19 protein-coding genes and 1 riboswitch are annotated in these 20,737 nt (G+C 65.8%); of the genes, 9 read left to right on the plus strand and 10 right to left on the minus strand.

Features of this window, described 5'->3' with window-relative positions:
• The first annotated feature begins 66 nt into the window (after positions 1-66).
• Positions 67-384: a hypothetical protein gene (locus JWN03_RS30345; protein WP_297622186.1), complete on the plus strand. Its 318-nt coding sequence runs from the start codon at positions 67-69 to the stop codon at positions 382-384.
• Between the two features lie 110 nt (positions 385-494).
• On the opposite strand, the gene JWN03_RS30350 is transcribed toward JWN03_RS30345, so the two are convergent.
• Complete coding sequence (locus JWN03_RS30350) at positions 495-1,475, minus strand: SDR family NAD(P)-dependent oxidoreductase (protein WP_297622188.1); 981 nt, start codon at positions 1,473-1,475, stop codon at positions 495-497.
• A gap of 215 nt (positions 1,476-1,690) precedes the next feature.
• On the opposite strand from JWN03_RS30350, the gene JWN03_RS30355 reads away from it, so the two are divergent.
• Positions 1,691-5,137: an error-prone DNA polymerase gene (locus JWN03_RS30355; RefSeq protein ID WP_297622217.1), complete on the plus strand. Its 3,447-nt coding sequence runs from the start codon at positions 1,691-1,693 to the stop codon at positions 5,135-5,137.
• Positions 5,138-5,203: 66 nt separating this feature from the next.
• Here the strand turns inward: JWN03_RS30355 and JWN03_RS30360 are convergent, their stop codons facing one another.
• A complete protein-coding gene (locus JWN03_RS30360; RefSeq protein ID WP_297622190.1) occupies positions 5,204-6,205 on the minus strand; it encodes a hypothetical protein in 1,002 nt (333 codons plus the stop codon).
• Between the two features lie 75 nt (positions 6,206-6,280).
• Here JWN03_RS30360 and JWN03_RS30365 point away from each other — a divergent pair, with 75 nt between their 5' ends.
• On the plus strand, positions 6,281-6,511 hold the full coding sequence (locus JWN03_RS30365; protein ID WP_297622192.1) for a DUF167 domain-containing protein: 231 nt from the start codon (positions 6,281-6,283) through the stop codon (positions 6,509-6,511).
• Between the two features lie 7 nt (positions 6,512-6,518).
• Here the strand turns inward: JWN03_RS30365 and JWN03_RS30370 are convergent, their stop codons facing one another.
• The 3 genes from JWN03_RS30370 to JWN03_RS30380 all read right to left on the minus strand — a co-directional run bounded on the left by JWN03_RS30370 (position 6,519) and on the right by JWN03_RS30380 (position 8,808).
• Positions 6,519-7,514, minus strand: a complete 996-nt coding sequence (locus JWN03_RS30370) for an alpha/beta hydrolase family protein (RefSeq protein WP_297622194.1) — start codon at positions 7,512-7,514, stop codon at positions 6,519-6,521.
• Between the two features lie 61 nt (positions 7,515-7,575).
• Entirely contained in the window at positions 7,576-8,187 is a 612-nt protein-coding gene (locus JWN03_RS30375; RefSeq protein WP_297622218.1) for a Uma2 family endonuclease, read from the minus strand.
• A gap of 156 nt (positions 8,188-8,343) precedes the next feature.
• On the minus strand, positions 8,344-8,808 hold the full coding sequence (locus JWN03_RS30380) for a tRNA (cytidine(34)-2'-O)-methyltransferase (RefSeq protein ID WP_297622196.1): 465 nt from the start codon (positions 8,806-8,808) through the stop codon (positions 8,344-8,346).
• Between the two features lie 24 nt (positions 8,809-8,832).
• Here JWN03_RS30380 and JWN03_RS30385 point away from each other — a divergent pair, with 24 nt between their 5' ends.
• Positions 8,833-9,150, plus strand: a complete 318-nt coding sequence (locus JWN03_RS30385; protein ID WP_297622199.1) for a DUF3017 domain-containing protein — start codon at positions 8,833-8,835, stop codon at positions 9,148-9,150.
• Positions 9,151-9,270: 120 nt separating this feature from the next.
• Here the strand turns inward: JWN03_RS30385 and JWN03_RS30390 are convergent, their stop codons facing one another.
• The 4 genes from JWN03_RS30390 to JWN03_RS30405 form a co-directional block, all read right to left on the minus strand.
• Positions 9,271-9,432, minus strand: coding sequence for a hypothetical protein (locus JWN03_RS30390; protein ID WP_297622201.1), 162 nt, complete (start codon positions 9,430-9,432; stop codon positions 9,271-9,273).
• Positions 9,433-9,618: 186 nt separating this feature from the next.
• Entirely contained in the window at positions 9,619-10,773 is a 1,155-nt protein-coding gene (gene metX / locus JWN03_RS30395) for a homoserine O-acetyltransferase MetX (RefSeq protein WP_441343086.1), read from the minus strand.
• Positions 10,770-12,119, minus strand: coding sequence for a bifunctional o-acetylhomoserine/o-acetylserine sulfhydrylase (locus tag JWN03_RS30400; RefSeq protein WP_297622203.1), 1,350 nt, complete (start codon positions 12,117-12,119; stop codon positions 10,770-10,772). Before JWN03_RS30400 ends, metX begins: the two co-directional genes overlap by 4 nt.
• 91 nt (positions 12,120-12,210) lie before the next feature.
• Positions 12,211-12,321: riboswitch (SAM riboswitch) on the minus strand.
• Positions 12,322-12,333: 12 nt separating this feature from the next.
• Positions 12,334-13,050 carry a TetR/AcrR family transcriptional regulator gene (locus tag JWN03_RS30405; protein WP_297622205.1) on the minus strand — a complete coding sequence of 239 codons (717 nt, stop codon included), beginning with the start codon at positions 13,048-13,050 and terminating at the stop codon, positions 12,334-12,336.
• A 137-nt stretch (positions 13,051-13,187) separates the two neighbouring features.
• Between JWN03_RS30405 and JWN03_RS30410 the strand changes: the two genes are divergently transcribed.
• The 5 genes from JWN03_RS30410 to JWN03_RS30430 all read left to right on the plus strand — a co-directional run bounded on the left by JWN03_RS30410 (position 13,188) and on the right by JWN03_RS30430 (position 18,914).
• Complete coding sequence (locus JWN03_RS30410) at positions 13,188-14,681, plus strand: MFS transporter (protein WP_297622207.1); 1,494 nt, start codon at positions 13,188-13,190, stop codon at positions 14,679-14,681.
• A gap of 343 nt (positions 14,682-15,024) precedes the next feature.
• Positions 15,025-16,242, plus strand: a complete 1,218-nt coding sequence (locus JWN03_RS30415) for an NADP-dependent isocitrate dehydrogenase (RefSeq protein ID WP_297622209.1) — start codon at positions 15,025-15,027, stop codon at positions 16,240-16,242.
• 397 nt (positions 16,243-16,639) lie between these two features.
• On the plus strand, positions 16,640-17,815 hold the full coding sequence (locus JWN03_RS30420) for an MFS transporter (protein ID WP_297622220.1): 1,176 nt from the start codon (positions 16,640-16,642) through the stop codon (positions 17,813-17,815).
• A 141-nt stretch (positions 17,816-17,956) separates the two neighbouring features.
• Positions 17,957-18,184: a hypothetical protein gene (locus tag JWN03_RS30425; protein ID WP_297622211.1), complete on the plus strand. Its 228-nt coding sequence runs from the start codon at positions 17,957-17,959 to the stop codon at positions 18,182-18,184.
• Between the two features lie 85 nt (positions 18,185-18,269).
• Positions 18,270-18,914, plus strand: coding sequence for a TetR/AcrR family transcriptional regulator (locus tag JWN03_RS30430; RefSeq protein ID WP_297622212.1), 645 nt, complete (start codon positions 18,270-18,272; stop codon positions 18,912-18,914).
• 45 nt (positions 18,915-18,959) lie between these two features.
• Here JWN03_RS30430 and JWN03_RS30435 read toward each other — a convergent pair whose 3' ends face one another.
• On the minus strand, positions 18,960-20,612 hold the full coding sequence (locus JWN03_RS30435; RefSeq protein ID WP_297622213.1) for a purine-cytosine permease family protein: 1,653 nt from the start codon (positions 20,610-20,612) through the stop codon (positions 18,960-18,962).
• Positions 20,613-20,737: the final 125 nt, after the last annotated feature.

Raw genomic sequence — 20,737 nt, forward strand, 5'->3', positions numbered from 1 at the left:
AACTGTTAGTAACTGATTTCAGTGCGAGCCCGATATCCGTAGCAACATCTATTCGGGAGGTTCGGAATGCGATCTGTGATGCGACTTGCCGCCGGGGGAGTTATTACCACCGCAGTTGCGGCCGCCACACTTGTGGGTGGTGGGGTGGCTCAGGCTGACGTCCCGGTGGGGGATGCGAATTGTCATCTGTACAACATCTTCGGGACCGGCGGGATGTCGAATTGTGAGCTGCCGACCTGGCATCAGGTGAAGCTCACCTGCGTGGCGTGGCCGGTACCGTTTACTTACTGGAAGTACGGTCCGGCGCAGTACGGGCAGAACCAATCGTGGGCCAGTTGCGATTCGCTGAACGCGCTGGTGGGTCTCGAGGTCATCCAGGCGTGAGCGGCACTCGGCTACCCGCGAGTGGAAACCGTCCGACGGCAACACCTCCGATGTTTGTCAGCGGAAAGTGTTGCCGTGGCGGTTATCCGGATCAATGAATGGCTAGACAGTCACCAGTGCGTGCCCGGTACCAGTCGCGCGGCGCGGCGCAGTGCGGTGCCGGTGACGCGGATCGCGGGTGGTACGCCGCGCCGATGGCGTTGTGGGACAACGACGTCCACGTCTACGGTTTCCGGTTCGATTACCGTTTCGCCTTTGGCGGCGGGGGAGTCCGGGATGGCGCGATAGTAGCGGTGCAGCACCCGCTCCTTGATGGCGGGTGCGACCAGGCTGCCGTATTCGGCGAGTGTGCCCAGGGGTACATCGATGCGGCGCGGCCGCTCGCTGAGGGCGCGCACGATGGTTGCCGCGGCCCATTCCGGCGACTGGGTGGAGGTGCCCTGATCGCCACTGGGCGTGATCATCGGAGTGCGGACCAGCGGCATGTGGATAGTGGTGAAAGTGACGTTGTCGGCGAGCATTTCGGCCGCGGTCACCTCGGCGAACATGTCGAGGGCCGCCTTGCTGGCCAGGTAGGCGGCGAAGCGCGGGGTGGCCACCTGTACGCCGGCGCTCGAAATGTTCACTATGTGACCGAATTTGCGCTCCCGCATCTGCGGCAGCAGTGCGAGGGTCATGCGGACCGCGCCGAAGTAATTGACCGCCATGGTGCGCTCGAAGTCGTGCATGCGATCGGTGGAGCGGTGCACGGCCCGGCGAATGGACCGTCCGGCATTATTGACCAGCATGTCGACGTGCCCGTGCTCGGCGAGGATGAGCGTGATGGCGGCGTCCACGGAATCGGCGTCGGTGACATCGCACTGATAGCCGTGCGCCTCGCCCCCGGCGGCCTTGATCTCGTCGACCACCGCGGCGAGTTCCTCGCCGCGGCGTGCCATCAGCAGTACGACCGCGCCCTTCTCGGCGACGGCCAGCGCGGCGGAGCGCCCGATGCCGGAGGAGGCTCCGGTGATGAGAACGTGCTTGCCGGTCAGGTCGCGACGGGCGCGCCGACGGGCCAGGTAACCGTCGACGGCTGAGCTATCGGTCATCACTGCTCCCTTGCAGATCGAAGTGCCTTGAACTTACTCCAAAGTAAGTTCCGGTGCCAGGAGGGGTGCGCGAGGTTGTTGTCACGGTGTCCGGCCGGTCGCTGAACCGGTGGCTGAGTTTTACAGACCGTTCGGTTGGGTCTCGCGTAATGTCTCGAATCATCGAATGTATGTTCGATGCCCGGAAGGGATCGATCGAGGCGGAGGAGGCGGGCGTGGGCTGGCACAACGGTCCGCCGACCTGGTCGGAGCTGGAGCGCGTGCTCTCCGGCCGGCCCAGTCCCGCCCGGGAGATCGACGGCGACGGCGGCGACAGCCCGGCCTGGTCCCGCAAGCGCGAAAAATACGAGGCCGGACCGCTGGATCGCGCCGAACGATCGGGGACGCCGTACGCGGAACTGCACACGCACTCCGCCTACAGCTTTCTCGACGGCGCCAGCCAGCCCGAAGAACTGGTGGAAGAGGCGGTGCGGCTCGGCCTCGAAGCGCTCGCGCTCACCGACCACGACGGGTTCTACGGGGTGGTGCGCTTCGCCGAGGCCGCCCGCGAATGGGGGATGCCGACCGTTTTCGGAGCTGAACTGTCCCTCGGCACCACCGCCCGCGCCGGAGCGCATCTCGCGCCGCGCGGCACCCGCGGGCGGGGCGGGCGCTCGGATTCCGCGGCCGAGGGGGTGCGGGCCGACGCCACTCGCGACGGACGCCGCGGCCGGAGGCGATCCGGTGAGAGCGGGACCGGCCAGGGCGAGACCGGCTGGGCCGCTTCCGCACCGCGCACCGGCGCGCCCGATCCGGTCGGACCGCATCTGCTGGTGCTCGCGCGCGGGCAGGAGGGGTATCGCCGGCTGTCGCGGGAGATGGCGGCCGCGCATATGGCGGCGGGGGAGAAGGGGGTGCTGCGCTACGACCTGGATCGGCTCACCGAGGCGGCGGGCGGGCACTGGCATGTGCTCACCGGATGCCGCAAAGGTACTGTGCGGCAAGCGCTTCAGCAGAGTGATGCCGCTGCGGAAGCCGCGCTGCGCGATCTCGTGGAGCGGTTCGGCCGCGAACACGTGAGTGTGGAGCTCACCCACCACGGCATCCCCGAGGACGATGAGCGCAATACGCGGCTCATCGCCCTGGCCGATCGGCTGGGGCTACCCGTATTGGCAACCACCGGAGCACATTTCGCCGCCCCGCCGCAGCGGCGCCGGGCCATGGCGCTGGCCGCCATTCGGGCCCGGTCGAGCCTGGACGAGATGGCGGGCTGGCTGGCCCCGACCGGTGGCGCGCACCTGCGCTCCGGCGCGGAGATGGCGCAGCTGTTCGCGGACTGCCCGCGCGCCGTCGCGAGTGCTGCTGCGCTGGCCCGGGAATGCGCCTTCGACCTGAGATTGATCGCACCGCAACTGCCGCCCTTCGATGTCCCGTCGGGGCACGACGAGAACTCCTGGCTGCGGGAACTCACCATGGCGGGTGCGGATCGCCGCTACGGTCCGCGCGCAGGCAATCCGAAGGCGTACCGGCAGCTCGAACACGAACTGGCGGTGATCGCCGAGCTGAAGTTCCCGGGCTACTTCCTGGTGGTGCACGACATCGTGAGTTTCTGCCACACCAGCGACATCCTGTGCCAGGGCCGGGGTTCGGCGGCCAACTCGGCCGTCTGCTACGCCATCGGCATAACCAATGTGGACCCGGTCGCGAACAACCTGCTGTTCGAGCGGTTCCTGTCGCCCGAGCGCGACGGGCCGCCCGATATCGACGTCGATATCGAATCGGATCGGCGGGAGGAGGCGATTCAGCACGTCTACACCAAGTACGGGCGCGAATACGCCGCACAGGTGGCCAATGTGATCACCTATCGCGGCCGGTCGGCGGTCCGAGATGCCGCACGCGCGCTGGGGTTTTCGCCCGGACAGCAGGATGCGTGGAGCAAGCAGGTGAGCCGGTGGAAAGGCGTCGCCAAGGAGGAGCAGACCGACATACCGGCGGACGTGCTCGGACTGGCCGGTGAATTGGAAGGCCTGCCAAGGCATTTGGGCATCCACTCCGGTGGCATGGTGATCTGTGATCGGCCCATCGCCGATGTCTGCCCGACGGAATGGGCGCGCATGGCGGGACGCAGCGTGCTGCAGTGGGACAAGGATGACTGTGCCGCAGCGGGTTTGGTGAAGTTCGACCTGCTCGGGCTCGGCATGCTCTCGGCGCTGCACTACATGATCGATCTGGTCGCCGAGCACAAGGGCGAGACCGTCGAACTGCACCGCCTGGACCTGAAGGAAGCCGCTGTGTACGACATGCTGTGCCGCGCAGATTCGGTGGGTGTCTTCCAAGTGGAGTCGCGGGCGCAGATGGCGACACTGCCGCGGCTGAAGCCGCGCAATTTCTACGACCTGGTGGTGGAGGTGGCGCTCATCCGGCCGGGGCCTATTCAGGGCGGGTCCGTGCACCCCTATATCCGCCGCCGCAACGGGCGCGAAAAAGTCACCTATGACCATGCGGCGCTGGAGAATTCGCTGGAGCGCACGCTCGGCATCCCGCTGTTCCAGGAGCAGCTCATGCAGATGGCCGTGGATATCGCCGGATTCACCGCCACCGAAGCCGATCAGCTGCGTCGGGCCATGGGTTCCAAACGCTCCCCGGAGAAGATGGAGCGACTACGCGAACGCTTCTATCAGGGCATGCGCGAACTGCACGGCATTACCGGCGAGGTCGCCGACCGCATCTACGAGAAGGTGTACGCCTTCGCGAATTTCGGTTTCCCGGAGAGTCATTCGCAGAGTTTCGCCTCCCTGGTCTTCTATTCGTCGTGGTTCAAACTGCATCATCCGGCGGCTTTCTGCGCGGGTCTGCTGCGGGCGCAGCCGATGGGCTTCTACTCCCCGCAATCGCTGGTCGCCGATGCGCGGCGGCACGGGGTGGCGGTGCACGGGCCGGATATCAATCACAGTCTGGCCGAGGCGACCCTGGAGGCGAAGGGGATGCAGATCCGGCTCGGGTTGGCGGCGGTCCGCAGTATCGGCACGGAGCTGGCCGAACAGATCGTGGACGCCCGCGCCTCCGCGCCCTACACCTCGTTCCTGGATCTCACCGGACGGGTGGAATTGACTGTGCCGCAGGCGGAATCGCTGGCTACCGCAGGTGCGCTGGGCAGTCTCGGCAGTACCCGGCGGCAGGCGCTGTGGGCGGCCGGGGCCGCGGCGGGCGAACGCCCGGACCGGCTGCCCGGCATCGGCGCGGCTACCGAGGCGCCCGCGCTACCCGGGATGAGTGCGCTGGAATTGGCCGCCGCCGATGTGTGGGCCACCGGCGTCTCACCCGGCAGCTATCCGACCGAATTCCTGCGCCCCCGTCTCGACGCACTGGGCGTGGTGCCCGCCGACCAGCTGCTCGGTATTCGCGACGGCACCAGAGTGCTTGTGGGTGGGGCGGTTACGCACCGTCAGCGCCCCGCCACCGCGGGCGGTGTCACCTTCCTCAATCTCGAGGACGAGACCGGCATGGTGAACGTGGTCTGCTCGGTCGGCCTGTGGGCGCGCTACCGCCGCCTCGCGCAATCCGCACCCGCCCTGCTCATTCGCGGGCGGGTGCAGAATGCCGAGGGTGCGGTCACCGTGGTCGCCGACCACCTGCAACGCATGAATCTGCGCATCGAGGGCCGCTCCCGCGACTTCCGCTGAGCCGCAGTGACTTCCGGCGAGGCTCGGCATCGGACGCCGAGCCTCGGGGCGGCCGCTGCGGCTGTATCAGAAGTCGCCGCCCCCGCCGCCGGAATCGCCGCCGCCACCGAAGTCGCCGCCGCCCGAGTCGCCGCTGCCGAAATCCCCACTGCCGCCGCCGAAGTCGGAGTCGCCTCCGCCGCCGCCCCAATCCTGCTGGGGCTGATTGTCGTAGCCGCCGCCCTGGTTGTAGCCGCCGGTGTCCTGGTTGCGCTGCTCTTCCTCGCGCTCGCCCGACTCCTTGCCGAGCTCGTACCCGAGGAGCCCGCCGCCGACCGCGCCTGCCGCCGCACCGAGACCGCCTGCCATACCAGGGCTCATACCGGAGCGCTGCGGGCCGTAGCCGCCGCCCGGATAGCCGCCACCCTGCTGATAGCCGCCACCCTGCTGATAGCCGCCGCCCTGGTAACCGCCGCCACCGGGGAAACCGCCACCGCCACCGGAGAATTGGCCGCCGCCACCGCCACCGCGGCGCTTACGGACCAGCATGACGACCACACCCACCACGAGGGCGATGATCAGCACCGGGCACAGTAGTCCGAGCCAGCCGAAGCCGCTGCTCTTTTTCGTGGCCACGGGCGCCTGATTGTGTGCGTTCGTGGCCGGTCCGGCCTGCTCGGAATCCGACTTCAGCACATTGAGTGCCGCGATGGTCGCACCCGTGTAGTCGCCGGATCCGAAGGCATTCGTGAATGCCGAAGTGGCGGAGGAGGTATCACGAATATGCGAGTCGGTCCCGGTCCGGATGGCCAGATGCTTGGACTTGGTATTGATGGCGATGACCACATCGGCCGGGTTCACCACCTTCGTCTGCGCCTCCTTGTCGAACGCCGTCTTGTCGTCGGAGAACTTCTCGGTGGTGAAGATCTGCACCGGATTCGACAGCGCGTTCGCCGCGGCGGTCACCTTGGCGGCGTCGAGCACATGGGAGTCGTCCTTCACGGTGACGGGCCCGGCCGTAGCCGTCCCCATCACCAGCAGCGCCGCCCCCAGGAGCGCTGCCAGCAGAAACACCAACCGTTTGATCATCTCCGACTTTCCTTTCGGACGATCCGTACCGTCACGACATACGCGACACTACTGTCACCCCGAAAGGAGCAGCCAGTGCCGACAGTGGTCCGGGCAACCATCAAGCCCAACAGCAGGAAGGGCCCACTCGTCGAAACCCTCGACGACGGCGCCCTCCAGCTGTACGTCCGCGCCCCCGCGACGGAGGGCAAGGCCAACAAGGCGGCCTGCGAACTCCTGGCCGCCCATTACGGCGTACCCAAATCCGCCGTCCGTATCACCGCCGGCGCCACCTCCCGCTTCAAACGCTTCGAGATCGACGACTGATCCGCCGTCACCTACGAGCGTCGAGCCACGCCAGAATATCGGCCATGGCCTCGGGATCCAGGATGGCGTCCGGGCTGTTGTAGCTGGTGGTCACGGCGCCCGGCGTCAGCTCCGATCGGGGCCGAAGTTCTTGTTTGAGAATGTGATTCATATTCTCCGGGAACAGGAAGCTCACATTCGGATGGCCCTCGGCGGCGTGCTGTAGCGGCCCGCCGTCGGCCACTCGATCGACCTGAACGTCCTTGTCGCCTATGACGATCAACACCGGAGCGTCCACCCGGCCGAGGAGTTCGGACGGGTCGGCAGTCCAGAGCTCACGGGTGAACGGCAGATTGAACGGTGTCTCCAGACTTCCCACCAATTGCCGGACACCCTCGGGCAGTGCGGGATCCGGCGCGGCCGGTTCGCCCGCCTGGAATCGGGCTACGGCCGCATCGTAGAGCGCCAGCATGGCGTCACCCTCCGGCACGGTCGCGGCCTGCGCGGCCAGTTGCCAGCGCGCCACCGTCCCGACCGCTCGCCCGGGCGGGCTGACGAGCACCAGCCCCGTCAACGGGATCGCGGGCTTGCCCAGCTGATAGTTGAGCGCGTGCAGGGTGCCTTCACTATTGCCGAGCGCGAAAATCCGATCACCGCGCACGAACTCCTGATCGGCGACCGCACGTACCGCGCCCGCCAACTCATCGGCGAAACCCGCCATGGTGACCTTGCCGAGCAGCTCCGGGAGCTGCTCCCTCCCGTGCGGCCCGATACCACGCTTGTCGTACCGCACCGAAGCGAAACCGGCCCGCGCCAACTGCTCCGCAATGAGCCGCCCACTCCCATTGCTCCCCGGCAGCAGCGCAGAATTCCAATCGCGATCGGTCGGCCCGCTCCCCGCCACCAGCACCACCGCCGGAAACGGCCCCTCCCCGACCGGCCGAACCAGCGTCCCGTACACAGTGACCGAATCCACCGCCCACGTGATTTCCGAACTGTCCCCAAACGAACCCGAATCGCTCATCAGCCCGTTCTACACGGCACCGGGAAACCCCTGCTGACGCCGAGCTGTGAACCCGGCGACATCAGAATTCGAGTTCGGTCCAGGGGATGTGGATCGGGAACGGGAAGTCGAACTCGATGCCGTCGGTGTCGGCGGGTGTCCACTCGCCGGTGAGAAGGTAGTTGGCTGTTCGGAGCGGATGGACACCGTCGGGGAGTTGCCCGGGCTCGGCTTGCAGGCCGTAGGCGCGCACGGAAGCGATGGCGCTGGTTTCGCTGGCCAGGGAAACCTCCCAGTACCACGGGATTCCGGCGCTCGCGTAGCGGCCCCGCTTCGCCTCCATGTCGGACTGGGTATTGGAGGGGGAGAGGACTTCGCCGACCACGAACGCATCGGCCGCGCGAACGTCCTGGTAAGGGGACTCAAGGCAGCGGTGCACCAGGAAATCCGGGGTCATGAAGTCGGATTTTCCGTTCGTGCCGAAAAAGACATTGGTCTCGAAATTGGCCCGCCAACAGTGCTTCGGTTCAGTCGACATGTCTTTACGCGCGCAACGTTCGAGGGCGGCCCACATACGTCCAGTGAAGACCTGATGCTCGCCGGGGCCCCGTCGCAACCAAACCACGCGACCGTCCCATAGTTCGATCTGTGCGGCGATCTCTTCGGGAAGTCGCTCGAGTTCCTCCCACGTCATGTACTCAGGGAGCTCAGGTTGTGTATACGGAAGCGCCACGTCGTCAGGATAGTTCGGCATATCCGCAGCCTCCCGGGGTTTACGAGGACAGGACGGTTTCGTCCTTATTGTCGCGGGCCTTGGTTGCAAGTAGACCGCTACCGGTGCCGTCTGTCACTACACCGCGCCCGGGAAGCCCTGTTGGCGCCAGGCTTCGTAGGCGGCGACGGCGGCGGCGTTGGAGAGGTTCATGGAGCGGCGGCCGGGGAGCATGGGGATGCGGAGGTGGTCGGTGATGCGGGGGTGGGTGAGGACTGCTTCGGGGAGGCCGGTCGGTTCGGGGCCGAAGAGCAGGACGTCGCCGTCCTGGTAGGTGATGTCGGTGTAGCGGGTGGTGGCTGCTGCCGTGAAGGCGAAGACGCGCTCGGGTTTGATGGATTCCCATGCGGCGGTGAGGTTTTCGTGCACGGTGACGGAGGCGAGGTCGTGGTAGTCCAACCCGGCCCGGCGCAGCTTCGGCTCCGAGAGGTCGAATCCGAGCGGCTCGATCAAATGCAGCTCACAGCCCGTACCGGCGGCAAGCCGGATGGCATTGCCGGTGTTGGGCGGGATGCGCGGTTCGAAGAAGACCAGATGGAACACGGGCTCCAGGTTAAGCTCTGCTTCGTGAGTCCAGCCCATGCCGCCCCCGAAGAGCGCAGCAACCGGTTCGGTGCCGCGGTGCGCGACAACCTGCCCATCCTGCTGGTCGCCGCGGTGATGGTGGTGGCCGTGGTGTTCCTGGCCTGGGATCGCTGGCGGCGCGGGACGTTCTTCTTCGGCGGTGCGACCCTGCTGGCGGCGGCGCTGCGACTGCTGCTGCCGACCGAGCGGGTGGGCCTGCTGGCGGTGCGGAGCAAGCCGTTCGATGTGGGGTGGACCGCCGTGCTCGGCAGCGTGATCATCGTGCTCGCCGCGACCATCAACAGCCTGGGCGTCACCTAGCTCGCGCGAAGCCGTCAGCCGCGCGAACCCGGCACCGCGCCGCACGGATCTACAACGAATTCCCCGGAAGCCCAACAGCTTCCGGGGGATTCTCTATTACCGGTTTATCTCGACCTGTGCTCAGACGTTGGTGAGGCGGCGACCCAGCTCGCGGCGCAGGATTTCCTGATCCGGGAGTCGGTGGAGCACACGCAGCACGGCGGGGCGAAGTTCGTGCTGCTCCTCATCGGAGAGCAACGCGACGAGATCGCGAAGATCCATGTCATCGAAGGCTGCTGTCATGATGACCACCATACGACCACCGCCGCGTTTCGGCACGGATTCCGGTCGTCGGTTACCCGGTGTCACACGAACGAAACCGACAGTGCGTCAAGATAATTCGTACGAAACAGGCGCGACTCATGGGATTGTCTGCGGTCATTGCACCGCAGACATTCCATACCGGTCGGTCGTATGCGATGCTACCGATCAACCACGCGCCGCGCGCGCCAGCTCCATCGTCTCGATCATCAGCTTGCTGACCGCCTCGGTCTCGGTGAGGAAGCCGTCGTGGCCGTCGCGGGAGTGCACGACCTCCAGCCCCTTACAGCCCGGCAGTAGATCGGCCAGCTCCTGCTGATTACGCAGCGGGTACAGGCGATCGGAATCCACACCGCCGACCACGACCGGTACCGGCGTGCCCGACAGCGCCGCCTCGACGCCACCGCGGCCACGACCCACGTCGTACCGGTTCAGCGCCTCGGTGAGCAGGACGTAGGTGGCTGGATCGAAACGCGAGATGAGCTTGTCGGCCTGGTACTCCAGATAGCTCTGTACCGCGTAACGACCACCCTCCCAAGGGTTCTCGTCACCCTGGGCGTGATTCTCGAAGCGGTGATCGAGCTCCGCCTCGGCGCGATAGGTGAGATGCGCCATGCGCCGCGCCAGGCCCATACCGGTCATCGGGGCGCGCCCGGTGCCGTAGTAATTACCGCCCTGCCAGTCCGGATCGGCCTTGATGACGGCGATCTGGGTGGTCTGCTGGCCGAGCTGATCGGCGGTGGCCCGCGCACTGGCCGCGAGCACCAGAGCCGCGCCGACCCGTTCGGGATACCCGATCATCCATTCCAGCACCCGCATGCCGCCCATGGAACCGCCCACGACGGCGGCCAGGCGCTCGACGCCCAGCACATCGAAGAACTGGGCCTCCGCGGTCACCTGATCGCGCACGGTGAGCTCGGGAAAGCGTCCGCCCCAAGGCTTTCCGTCCGGCGCCAGGGACGCCGGACCGGTACTGCCCTTACAGCCGCCGAGCACATTGGTGGCGATGACACACCACTCGCGGGTGTCGATGGCCTTGCCGGGACCGATGGTCCCGTCCCACCAGCCGGCCTGATCGTGATGCACATCGGCCGGGCCGATCACATGCGAATCACCGGTCAGAGCGTGCTCGATCAGCACCAGGTTGTCGGCATTCGCCGATAGTTCGCCCCAGCGTTGCACGGCCAGCGTCACGTCGGGGAGGACGGCGCCGCTCTCCAGCGCCACATCCCCGATCGTAATGCTGCCCAGCGTGCCGTCCGGCGGCGGAAGCAGGACTTCCGCCGTCGAACGGGTAGTGCTCGATCCGATCTTCGAGGTCAACTTGCGGCCGCCGTCAGTCCGGCACGCAGGTCGGCCAGGATGTCGTCGATGCCCTCGATGCCCACGGCCAAACGGACCAGACCAGGGGTGACGCCGGAGGCGAGCTGCTCCTCGGGTGTCAGCTGGGAGTGGGTGGTGGAAGCGGGGTGGATGACGAGCGAGCGCACATCCTCGATGTTAGCGACATGGCTGTGCAACACCAGGGTGTCCACGAACTTCTTGCCCGCATCCACGCCGCCGGCCAGTTCGAACGACACGATGGCGCCGACACCCTTGGGAGCCAGTTGTTTGCCACGCTCGAACCACGGCGAACTGGGCAGTCCCGCGTAGTAGACCTTCTCCACGCCCGGCTGCTGCGTCAGGAACTCCGCTACGGCCTGCGCATTGGACACGTGGCGCTCCAGCCGCAGGCTCAGCGTTTCGATGCCCTGGCTGATCAGGAAGGCGTTGAACGGCGATGCCGCGGCACCCAGATCGCGCAGCAGCTGCACCCGCGCCTTGAGCGCGTACGCCGGTGCGCCGAGATCGGCGAATACGACGCCGTGGTAGCTGGGATCGGCGGTGGTGAAGCCCGGGAAGCGCGGCTCACCGTCGGCAGTGCGCACGGTCCAGTCGAAGGTGCCGCCGTCGACGATCACGCCCGCGACCGCGGCGCCGTGCCCGCCCAGGTATTTGGTGGCCGAGTGCACCACGATGTCCGCGCCATGCTTCAGCGGCTGGATCAGGTACGGCGTGCCGACGGTGTTGTCCACGATCAGCGGGACGCCCGCGGCGTGCGCGACACCGGAGATGCCCGGGATATCGAAAATGGAGCTGCTCGGGTTGGCGATGGTCTCGCCGTAGAACGCCTTGGTGTTCGGCCGCACGGCCGCTTCCCACTGCGCCAGATCGTCGGGATCCTCGACAAAGCTGACCTCGATACCCAGCTTGGGCAGCGAGTAGTGGAAGAGGTTGTAGGTGCCGCCGTACAGGTGCGGGCTGGACACGATGTGATCGCCCGCCGAGGCGAGGTTCAGGATCGCGTAGGTCTCCGCGGCCTGTCCGGAGGCCAGCAGCAGTGCGGCCACACCGCCCTCGAGCGCGGCAATGCGCTGCTCCACCACATCCTGGGTGGGATTCATGATGCGGGTGTAGATATTGCCCGGCTCGGCGAGACCGAACAGCGCGGCGGCGTGATCGGTATCGCGGAAGGCGTACGAGGTGGTCTGGTAGATCGGCAGCGCGCGAGCGCCGGTGGTGGCGTCGGGGGCCTGTCCGGCGTGGATCTGCTTGGTCTCGAAGGACCAGTTGGCCGGGTCGATGTCGCTGGTTGCCGAAGAGGCAGCGGGCGCGGTCGAGTCACTCATGTCGTGCTCCAGAGAAAGGTCGCCGAATGGCGGAGGTGGACGTTATCGGAAGGCGAATAAGCTTCGACAACAACACATCTCGGGTCCTCCTACAGTGCGCTTGCGCTCGGCCTTCGAGCGCCTGGTCCTCACCCGGAGCACCCCGCCGCTGCTGGAGGGTTGCCGATCAGCGAGCCGGGGCTTGACGCTGATGCTCTTGACCTGTGGCGAGATTCTAACGGGCCCCGGTGGCGGCCGTTGCGACGGGGAGCGCGCAACTGCGCGTGTACTCCTCGTAGGCAGCGAGGACGTTGTCGATGAGCTCGCGCGCCGTGCTCGCGCTGGAGCAATCGGGGAACTCGGAGGAGGCGTCGAACTCGCACTCCATACCGATGCGCACGATGGCGTGCCAGGTGGCCGAGATCATCCGCACCGACATGGCATTCGGATCGGCCTGCAGGCGTTCGGCGAGCACCGTCGTCATGGAGAGGGTCTTGGTATCGGCCGCGGACAGGCTCTCCGCGCGGACCGTCGCATTGCTCTGCGTAATGCGCTGCATCTGCTGGAACCAGTGGAACGGCAGCGGATTGTCGCCCTCGATGACCTGCTCGACCACGGCCATGAACGCGTTGAGCAGGGCTTGCAGCTCATTGCCGGTGATGGGCTGCGCGCGCAACTGGTCGGCGAGCGCCTTGCCCATATCTTCGATCGGGGCGATGACGATCGCCTCTTTGCTGTCGAAGTACCGGTTGATGGTGCGCGGTGAGACATCGGCCGCATCGGCGATCTGCTCGACGGTGGTGGCGTCGAAACCCTGCGCATCGCACAGCTGCAGTGCCACATCGATGATTCGCGTCCGGGTCTGCTGCTTCTTGCGCTCGCGCAGGCCCGGTCGGTGCCGCTCCAGGCTGGAGTGCTCCAACAAATCGGCAGGCGTCGACGACTCGGACATAGCCCCATTGTATAGCCGTCCGGTCAGATTGTGACGAGAACCGCCAACTGTCTGATTGCGACACTTTTCTCTTGACGCCAATTGTCGTGAGGTGCCACGATGGACGAGGCTGTTCGAACCACTCCTGAGGAGACGGCATGACCACTGGGATGGCGACTCTCGCGCCCGATGAAAAATCAAGTCAGACAAGCGCTTCCAAGCGCTGGCTGGCGCTGGGCGTGATTGCCATGGCCCAGCTGATGGTGGTGCTCGACGCCACCATCGTCACTATTTCCCTGCCCTTCGCCCAGCAGGACCTGGGCATCAGCGACGGCAATCGGCAGTGGATCCTCACCGCTTACACGCTGATCTTCGGTGGCCTGCTGCTGCTCGGCGGCCGGCTCGCCGACTACCTCGGCCGCCGCCGCATCTTCCTGATCGGCCTGATCGGCTTCGCCGGGGCATCGGCGCTGGCCGGACTGGCGCAGAACACCGCGGAACTGTTCGCCGGTCGCGGACTGCAGGGCGCGTTCGGCGCGCTGCTGGCCCCGGCGGCGCTCTCGCTGGTGTCCATCACCTTCACCGAGGCCAAGGAGCGGGCCCGCGCGTTCGGCGTGTTCGCCGGCGTCTCGGCGGGTGGCGCGGCCATCGGCCTGATTGTCGGCGGCCTGCTCACCGAGTACGCCAGCTGGCGCTGGTGCCTGCTGGTGAACACGCCCATCGCACTGCTGGCATTCGCCGGCGCGATCGCCTTTGTTGTCAAGGACACTCCCGCACCGCGCACCGGCGGCTACGACCTGCCCGGCGCGGTCACCGCGACGCTCGGCTTGATCTCGGTCGTCTACGGCTTCAGCCGCGCGGCGTCGGACGGCTGGACCGCCACCACCACCCTCGGCTTCCTCGTCGCGGGTGTGGCACTGCTCGTCGCGTTCGTGACCATCGAGCGTCGTACGGCGAATCCGCTTCTGCCACTGCGTATTCCGGGTGAGATCAACCGAGGCGGCTCATTCCTGGTCGCGCTCATCACGCCGATCGCCATGTTCGCCATGTTCCTGAACCTGAGCTTCTATCTGCAGCTCACCCTCGGGTACTCGGCGCTCAAGGCCGGTGTGTCGTTCCTGCCGTTCCCGATCGGCATCGTCATCTCGGCCGGTATCGCCAGCGCACTGCTGCCGCGGATCGGGCCGCGCCCGGTCATGCTCACCGGTGCGGTGCTCGGCACGGGTGGTCTGCTCTACCTGGCGCAGCTGTCCTTCGGTGACAGCTACTCCACCAGCGTGCTGCCGGCCATCCTGCTCATCGCGCTCGGTATGGGTGGATTGTTCGTCGCCATGCAGACCACCGCGCTGCACCAGGTGGACGAGAAGGATTCCGGTGTGGCCAGTGCGCTGCTGAACGCGGCACAGCAGGTCGGCGGTTCCATCGGTACCGCGCTGCTGATGACGCTCTCGGTGCAGGCGGCGGATCGCTATGCCAAGAATCACCCGACCATCGACAATGTGGTGGCCCGGGCCTCGATCCACAGTTATGACGTGGCGTTCTATGCGGGCGCCGGATTCTTCCTGCTGACCATTCCGATCATCGCCTTCATGATTCGGGACAAGCCGGAGAATCTGCTGGAGGGCTCCGAGCACGTGCACGTCGGAGTCTGAGTCCCAACCACTTTCGCGGGTCGCGTCCTTTCGGGGGCGCGGCCCGCGTCGTGTCGGGGGCAACCCGTGTCGCGCCGGGAAAGCCCCGGCGTGACGGTGCACACTACTCACCGGTAACTGAGGGCGGGGTCCCGCACAGCGGGGGCTGCCCGTGCGGTGCGGTTCATAGCAGCAGTACGCTCGTCTTGTTTGGCGCCACAAACTGCGCGGACCTGGTACCAGAGGTCCCGCTGGAAACGCCGGGCATATACGTTGTTTGTTGAACAGCCGGGGCCCTCGCTCACAAGCGCGCTCACCCGGCCGTGTATTGGGAGCACCACCTTCCTAGGAGGACACGAAGTCCATGTCCAAGATCAAGGTTGAAGGGACTGTCGTCGAACTCGATGGCGACGAGATGACCCGGATCATCTGGCAGTTCATCAAGGACAAGCTGATCGTTCCGTATCTCGATGTGAACCTCGAGTACTACGACCTCGGCATCGAGTATCGCGACAAGACCGATGATCAGGTCACCGTCGACGCCGCCAACGCCATCAAGAAGCACGGCGTCGGTGTGAAGTGCGCGACGATCACCCCGGATGAAGCCCGCGTCGAGGAATTCGACCTCAAGAAGATGTGGCGGTCGCCGAACGGCACCATCCGCAATATTCTGGGCGGCACCATTTTCCGTGCGCCGATCATCATCTCGAACGTTCCGCGTCTGGTTCCGGGTTGGACCAAGCCGATCATCATCGGCCGTCACGCCTTCGGTGATCAGTACCGCGCCACCGATTTCAAGGTGCATCAGGCCGGCACCGTCACCCTGACCTTCACGCCGGAGGACGGCTCCGAGCCGATCCAGCACGAGGTCGTCCGCATGCCGGAAGACGGCGGCGTGATCATGGGTATGTACAACTTCCAGGACTCGATCCGGGACTTCGCGCGCGCCTCGCTGACTTACGGTCTGCAGCAGAACTATCCGGTGTACCTCTCCACGAAGAACACCATCTTGAAGGCCTATGACGGCATGTTCAAGGACGTCTTCGAAGAGGTCTACCAGGCCGAGTTCAAGAAGGAATTCGACGCCGCCGGTCTGACCTACGAGCACCGGCTCATCGACGATATGGTCGCCTCCGCACTCAAGTGGGAGGGCGGCTACGTCTGGGCGTGCAAGAACTACGACGGCGATGTGCAGTCCGATACGGTGGCGCAGGGCTTCGGCTCGCTGGGCCTGATGACGTCGGTGCTGCTCACTCCGGACGGCCGCACCTGTGAGGCGGAGGCCGCGCACGGCACCGTCACCCGGCACTTCCGCCAGCACCAGCAGGGCAAGCCCACCTCCACGAACCCGATCGCCTCGATCTTCGCGTGGACCCGTGGCCTGGCCCATCGCGGCAAGTTGGACAACACCCCCGAGGTCATCGGCTTCGCGCAGACCCTCGAGGATGTCGTCATCAAGACCGTCGAAGACGGCCAGATGACCAAGGATCTGGCGCTGCTCGTCGGCGGCGATCAGGGCTACCTGACCACCGAGGAATTCCTCGGTGTGCTCGACGCCAACCTGGCGCGCACCCTGCGCTGAGTAACCCAACTCTCGGGGCTCTCAGGGGTTTCACCCCTGAAACCCCAGGGAAAAGGGCGTTCCGACGCCCGAAAAGTCGCGCTGAAGGTACGTGAACAGCGCGCAGCGGCGACCGATGGTGGCCGGGACTGATCGTCCCGGCCCGGACCATCCCTCGCCACCACATTCCGGGCACCTGTCCCGCCACTCGGCGGAGCGGGTGCCCGTACTGTTTTTCCGGCAACCGCGAAAAAGTGCTGTGGTTTTCTATCCGCCCTGTTCGTGAGTGAGATCACCGGGGCGGAGGGTATCGGGCGGGTTCGCCCGGGTGTTGCGATTGGTCGTGGCCAAATCTGTCTCCGAGTCTGCTGTCTCCGTGTCCGAGCGCACGGCCACTTCCGCGTCCGCGGAGCCCGGCGTGGGGCCCGGGTATCGGGGCGGATGGCATGTGCCGGCCATGCTGGCGCTGGCAATGGGCGGATTCGGCATCGGCACAACCGAATTCGTGACGATGGGGCTGCTTCCGGAGATCGCGCGGGGGATGAATGTTTCCGAACCTGTTGCGGGGCACGCTGTTTCGGCGTACGCGCTGGGGGTGGTCGTCGGTGCGCCGGTAATTGCGGCGCTCTGCGCGCGGATGTCGCGGAAGAAATTGCTGATTGCGTTGATGGTGGCGTTCACCCTCGGTAATGCGGCGTCCGTGTTCGCGCCCTCGTATGCGACGCTGGTGGCCGCGCGATTCCTGACGGGTCTGCCGCACGGCGCCTATTTCGGCGTGGCTTCGCTGGCTGCCGCATCGCTGGCTCCGGTGGGGCAGCGTGCCAAGGCGGTTGCCGCGGTTATGCTGGGGTTGAGCGCCGCCAATGTTGTCGGCGTTCCCGCCGCTACCTGGCTGGGTCAGCATCTCGGCTGGCGGGACGCCTATGTGGTGGTCGCCGTGATCGGCGCGGCCACGGTTGCCGCGCTCGTCCGATTCGTGCCGGAGCTCACCGGTATCCGGCTCACCGATCCTCGTACCGAACTGGGTGCGCTGCGTCGTTCCCAGGTGCTGCTGACGCTGCTGGTCGGTGCGGTCGGTTTCGGCGGCATGTTCGCCGTCTACACCTACATCACCACGACGCTCACCGATGTGGCGGGCATGTCGGTCGGCCTGGTGCCGATTGTGCTGATGCTGTTCGGACTCGGAATGGTGGCGGGCAATATCATCGGCGGCGTGCTGGCCGATCGCGGGGTGGATCGCGCGATATTCGCGGCATTGATCGCCATGGTGGTGATCCTGGCCCTCTTTATCGTGGCGGCACACAATCCGTATACCGCGGCGGCGGGCGCATTCTTCATCGGAGCGTCCGGTGCGGCATTGGCGCCCGGCCTGCAAACTCGGCTGATGGATGTGGCGCATGATGCGCAAACTCTGGCTGCCGCACTGAATCACGCGGCACTCAATATCGCGAATGCCGCGGGCGCCTGGCTGGGCGGTCTGGTGATTGCCGCGGGCCTCGGTTATACGGCTCCGGCCGTGGTCGGTACGGGTCTGGCGGTGCTGGGCGTGCTGTTGTTCACGGGCACCGTGGTGATCGCCCGCGCGCAGCGGTAAGGGTTGCGGGAAAACGGCATTCGCGCCCGAGACTCACAGGTTTCCTCGAGCTGAATTCACAGCGAACATTGTTACTGTCTCGGCTTGTCGGCCGAAGAGCGCTCTCGACTGGACAACTCCTGCTACGAAAGGAAATCCGTCATGCGTGCTGTTCGAATCGCAGTCCTCACCGGTGGTTTGCTGGCCGGTCTGGTGCTTGTTGTTCCCGGTGTCGCTTCCGCTGATCCGGTGAGCTGCGGCCCTGATCTCAATAGTTGTGCGATCAACTGTCAGCAGACCATCGGGAATTCGCATATTCGGCTTCAGGACTGCGTAGCCACCGATGATGGCTGGGCCTGCGACGCTTGCCTGTCCAACTCGGAGACATAAAGCCGGTTCTGTGGGCCGGACCCTGGTCCGGCCCACAATCGGGCCGTATTACATACACAAGTGTATGTAAGTGTACGATGCGTGAATGACCCGTACCGCGACGCCTAAGCCGCCCCGGCGCACCCAGGAGCAGCGTAGCAGCGAGATGCGGGTGCGACTTCTGGACGCGACCATCGAATGCCTGGTGGAGTACGGATACGCGGGCACGACGACCCCGCGGGTGGCCGAGCGTGCGGGGGTGACCAGGGGTGCGCAGGTACACCATTTCGGCTCCAAGACCGATCTGGTGGTGGCGGCCATCAGCCACCTCGCGCAGCGCCGCACCGAGGCCGCCATGCAGGAGATCGGGCGGATCGAGACCGGGCCCGATCCCATCGCGACGATGCTGGAACTCCTGTGGGAGCTACATCAGGGGCCACTGTTCATCGCGGCGATCGAATTGTGGGTGGCGGGCCGGACCGATCCGACCCTGGCTGCCGAACTGGGCAAGGTCGAGCCGTTCGTCAATAATGCCGTGCTGATCGCACTGAGCCGGCACGTTCCGAACGAGGTGCATCGCAAGGACGCCCGCGATTTCGTCTTCACCGCTATGGACGCGCTGCGCGGGATCCTCGTCTCGAGCTTCATCGATCCGGATCCCGAACGCGCGCACCGCCGTTGGCTGCGCGCCTCGGTCCAGCTGCGTGCGGCAGCGCAGGTTTCGCTGCCGGGCATGCGGCTGATCGACTGAAGTGGATCCCGGCCACAAGCACGCCGGGATGCAGGGGTGGACGGCTCAGTTCTGGTGGGGCAGTAGGTGAATGCCGGTCTTGTCGGTCGAGAGCGCCAGTGAGCTGATGTACTGGATTTCGCCCTCCGGACCCGGCACCGCCGAGGCGATCATGTCCGGCCGCTCGAATTCCATACCGGTGACCGCGCAGGCCAGTAGTTCGCCGGACGGGTTGCCGTGCTCGTCGAACAGCGGCAGTTCGATGCCGTCGTCGGTGCGGCGCAGGTAGTACTTGCCCTTGGTGAGAATCGCGGTGAGCGGTGTCGCGATGAAGGCCACGACGATCGCGACGATCGGGGAGTACGGCTTCAGCAGCTCACCGAACAGGCCGAAGAAGGTCATGATCGACAGCAGCGTCGCCGATCCGAAGCCGACCAGGCCGACCGGGTTGAAGTCGTAGAGCATGCCGCGGCGGAACTCCGGCACCTTCGGGGAGAGCTTCAGCACGTACTTGTTGATCGCGATATCCGTGGCGACGGTGACGATCCAGGCGATGCCGCAATTGGCGTAGAAGCCGAGAATATTGTTCAGGAAGTCGAACATATTGGCTTCCATCAGGATCAGCGCGATCACCAGGTTCACGACCAGAAAGACCAGCCGGCCCGGATAGGTCTTGGTGACCCGGGTGTAGGAGTTGGTCCAGGCCAGCGAGCCGGAGTAGGCATTGGTGACATTGATCTTGATCTGGCTGATGACCACCAGCACCACCGCGAGGGTCATGGCCAGCCAGCCCGGCACCATATTCTTGTAGATCTCCAGGAACTGGTGCACCGGCTGGTTCGCAATGCCCTGTGCAGCAGGCAGAGTCGCGATCAGGTAGACCGCCAGGAACAGTCCGACAACCTGCTTGAGCGCGCCGAAGAGCACCCAGCCCGGACCCGCGAGCAGCATCCAGCCCCACCATTTGCGGGCGTTCTCCGGCGTGCGCGGCGGCATGAAGCGCAGATAGTCGATCTGCTCGGCGATCTGCGCGATGAGCGACAGGCAGACGCCGGCGGCCAGCAGTGTGCCGGAAAGGCTGACGCCGGAACCGTTCTCACCGCCGTAGGCGAAGAACGCGGAGACCGAGTCGGGGTGGCGCACCAGCAGGAAGCCGAAGGGCAGCACCATCAGCAGCAACCACAGGGGAGTGGTCCAGACCTGCAGTTTGGCGAGCGTGTTCATGCCGTAGATGACCAGCGGGAAGATGATCAGCGTGGAGGCCAGGTAGCCGATCCACACCGGTATGCCCAGGCCCAGTTCCAGGCCCTGGGCCATGATCGACCCCTCCAGCGCGAAGAAGATGAAGGTGAACGAGGCGAACACGATGTTCGTCACGATCGATCCGTAGTAGCCGAAGCCGCTGCCGCGGGTGATGAGGTCGAGGTCGATGTTGTAGCGGGCCGCGTAGTAGGCGAGCGGGAAGCCGGTCAGCATCACCACGAGGGCGAAGATACCGATGCCCAGCAGCGCGTTTCCGGTGCCATTGGCGATGCCGATGTTCGCGCCGATGGCGAAGTCGGCGAGGTAGGCGATGCCGCCGAGCGCCGAGATGCCGACCACCGCCGGGCTCCACTTTCGGTAACTGCGCGGAGCGAACCGCAGCGTGTAGTCCTCCAGGGTTTCCTTGGCGGCGGCTATTCCGTCTGCGTTCGTCGAACGGGCATCGACATCGACCACGAGGTTCTCCTGTCCCAGTGCACCGCGTTCACGGCGACGGTTCGAAACTCCTGCAGGGATGTGCCCGGGCAATTGCCGATCGATTACGTCGCCGTTACGGCACCCTCACCTGTGGCATAAGTCAC

Source organism: Nocardia sp. (assembly GCF_025465275.1).
Classification (GTDB): domain Bacteria; phylum Actinomycetota; class Actinomycetes; order Mycobacteriales; family Mycobacteriaceae; genus Nocardia.

What these genes read in the sequence shown, in the direction of transcription:
- JWN03_RS30410 (WP_297622207.1), top strand. Translation starts at nt 13,188, where the DNA reads ATGACCACTGGGATGGCGACTCTCGCGCCCGATGAAAAATCAAGTCAG.
- JWN03_RS30430 (WP_297622212.1), top strand. Translation starts at nt 18,270, where the DNA reads ATGACCCGTACCGCGACGCCTAAGCCGCCCCGGCGCACCCAGGAGCAG.
- JWN03_RS30400 (WP_297622203.1), bottom strand. Translation starts at nt 12,119, where the DNA reads ATGAGTGACTCGACCGCGCCCGCTGCCTCTTCGGCAACCAGCGACATC.
- JWN03_RS30405 (WP_297622205.1), bottom strand. Translation starts at nt 13,050, where the DNA reads ATGTCCGAGTCGTCGACGCCTGCCGATTTGTTGGAGCACTCCAGCCTG.
- JWN03_RS30390 (WP_297622201.1), bottom strand. Translation starts at nt 9,432, where the DNA reads ATGACAGCAGCCTTCGATGACATGGATCTTCGCGATCTCGTCGCGTTG.
- JWN03_RS30425 (WP_297622211.1), top strand. Translation starts at nt 17,957, where the DNA reads ATGCGTGCTGTTCGAATCGCAGTCCTCACCGGTGGTTTGCTGGCCGGT.
- JWN03_RS30350 (WP_297622188.1), bottom strand. Translation starts at nt 1,475, where the DNA reads ATGACCGATAGCTCAGCCGTCGACGGTTACCTGGCCCGTCGGCGCGCC.
- JWN03_RS30345 (WP_297622186.1), top strand. Translation starts at nt 67, where the DNA reads ATGCGATCTGTGATGCGACTTGCCGCCGGGGGAGTTATTACCACCGCA.
- JWN03_RS30370 (WP_297622194.1), bottom strand. Translation starts at nt 7,514, where the DNA reads ATGAGCGATTCGGGTTCGTTTGGGGACAGTTCGGAAATCACGTGGGCG.
- JWN03_RS30415 (WP_297622209.1), top strand. Translation starts at nt 15,025, where the DNA reads ATGTCCAAGATCAAGGTTGAAGGGACTGTCGTCGAACTCGATGGCGAC.
- JWN03_RS30375 (WP_297622218.1), bottom strand. Translation starts at nt 8,187, where the DNA reads ATGACGTGGGAGGAACTCGAGCGACTTCCCGAAGAGATCGCCGCACAG.
- JWN03_RS30360 (WP_297622190.1), bottom strand. Translation starts at nt 6,205, where the DNA reads ATGATCAAACGGTTGGTGTTTCTGCTGGCAGCGCTCCTGGGGGCGGCG.